The sequence below is a fragment of the Paenibacillus sp. LHD-117 genome (assembly GCF_030929555.1).
Taxonomy (GTDB): Bacteria; Bacillota; Bacilli; order Paenibacillales; family Paenibacillaceae; genus Pristimantibacillus.
The window spans coordinates 1-2,283 of sequence record NZ_JAVFVT010000071.1 but is presented as its reverse complement, the minus strand read 5'-3'; the positions used below and the strand labels follow the sequence as shown (position 1 = coordinate 2,283).

1 protein-coding gene is annotated in these 2,283 nt (G+C 47.6%); it reads left to right on the top strand.

Annotation, left to right across the window (positions count from 1 at the left end):
* The first annotated feature begins 653 nt into the window (after positions 1-653).
* Positions 654-2,192 (top strand): group II intron reverse transcriptase/maturase, encoded by a 1,539-nt coding sequence (gene ltrA, locus RB620_RS30020; protein ID WP_308100828.1) that lies wholly within the window; start codon positions 654-656, stop codon positions 2,190-2,192.
* Positions 2,193-2,283: the final 91 nt, after the last annotated feature.

Here is a 2,283-nt window from a genome sequence, read left to right as displayed (position 1 = left end):
GTACGCCCAGCTAGCAAATTCCATTAATGGAACAAGTTACTTGAGCATGTTTGGAATGCATGTCGGAAATTTTTTTTTTACAGACATGCCCTTCTTCTGCTGTGAGAAGAAGTGAGTCGAAGCGGCGGTGACTTGCCGACACTGGCAAGGTGACGTAGTCCGCGGAAAACGGGGCTTGCGGCGAAACGGTTACGCCAAGATGAGTCTCTAGGCTGAGCATGGGAAGGTTGAGGAACACGAACCTATTAAACCGCATCTGAGGGTTGAAATGTCACCCCTGCCTACACCGTTTAACAGGCAGGTCGCGGACTGAACTTCCGTTAGCCGTATTGGCGGAATTCACGAAAGTCGGTTGAATATGTATGTTTATCGGCTAGGAATCACGAAGAGTGCACAGCTAGATCATGATGTCCGCGACGACTTGCAGAAAGCAAGGATAAAGACTGCGATAGGCAGCCTAACCCATGTGTAGAGTCCAACATGTGAACTGGGGAAAGTCTGCATTGATGCCAAGGGAGTGTGTTCCCCGATGCTATGCAGAATGACGGAGCCTCCGTAGTAGTCCGAGGCCGGGAAAGCCGGTTACATGGCAAAGGGAGGCAGTTTAAGTGGTTTACTTGGCTCATTAACTGACTTTAGTGAGGTGAAGACCTTTGATAATCAGTGAAATGCAAAGCAAACTGGCGACATGGTCAACAGAAAATAAGGAACGCAAGTTCGATCGAGTAATTAGATTAATTGCTGACAGGTCTTGGCTAAGTGAAGCTGCTCGTATCACCCTCGCTTCGAGTGGAGCTCGAACACCGGGCGTTGATGGCGTAAACAAGCGCAAGATGGAAGAAAGACTTGATCTTGAACTAGAAATGTTACGCTATGAATTACTGACTGGAAATTACTGTCCGCAACCTGCTCGACGGGTGTACATCCCCAAAGCGAATGGCAAACTCAGACCGCTAGGCATTCCCTGTCTTCGAGATCGTATCGTACAAAGGGCAATGTTGATGGTGATGGAACCGATATGGGAAAGTGATTTCCATCCAGTATCCTATGGTTTCAGACCGGCGCGAAGCGTTCATCATGCAATTCGAACTGTCAAAATGCAATTGCAAGATGGAAACGAACAAACAAATGCAACCGCCGGTCGCTGGGTCATTGAAGGTGACTTGGCAAGCTACTTCGATACTGTTCATCATCGGTTACTCATGAAGGCTGTTCGTAAACGCATCTCTGATCAGAGGTTCCTTTCCTTACTGTGGAAGATGATCAAAGCAGGATGCGTTGACCGTGGTTTATTTCGCGCCTCAAGCGAAGGAGTTCCGCAAGGCGGCGTCATATCGCCGCTACTATCCAATATTATGTTACACGAATTTGATCAATGGATGGAAGCGAAATTTCTGAGTAAGAAGGTGCGGAAAGATCGCTGGGCATGGAACTTCGGCATTCAGAATGAGCGTCCTATCGCGCTACGTGAAAATCGACAATGGAAACCTGCAATCTCTTACTGTCGCTATGCTGACGACTTTATAGTTGTCGTCAAAGGGACTAAAGCGCATGCAGAAGAAGTGCGGGAATTATGTCGGGAATTTCTCGAAGATACGTTGAAACTCACGTTAAATATGGAAAAGACACATATTACGCACGTGAACGATGGCTTTACTTTTCTCGGTCACCGCATTATTCGCAAACGAGGATCCCGAGGACGAATGCGCCCTGTCTCATCCATACCATGGGAGAAATACCGCCGTTTCACTGAGAAGCTAGTCAAGCAACTGTCAGGTAATTACAGCATGAACAGAATGGATCTAGTTGAAAGCCTTAACCGACAACTTGCAGGATGGGCAAATTTCTACCAATATACCGACCATACTGCGACGATATTCAGCAAAGTAGACCGCACAGTATTTTGGAAACTTGGATACTGGCTCGCACGGAAGTACAAGCGTAGTTTCCGAACGTTAATGCGAGAATATGTCCGATCACCAGAAAAGGGCAAGGCCAAAATCTGGGTACTGCAAGGTCAAAACAGTCGGGGATTCTATGGAGAGCTGGCACTGAGAAGGCTGATAACCAGCCGAAAAAGCTGGTTCACATGGCGAAATCCGAACGAAAACCTGTACATTCTACGTTCCGAGAAACGTCGAACAATTGAATCCTATTATGACCAAGTCGCCTTTGCTTTAAGCAACACTTAAATGGAGAGCCGGATGCGCTGAGAGGTGCATGTCCGGTTCGGGAAGGAGAGGCAGGGAAATAGCTCGACTACGCCCTGTCTCTTACTTCACG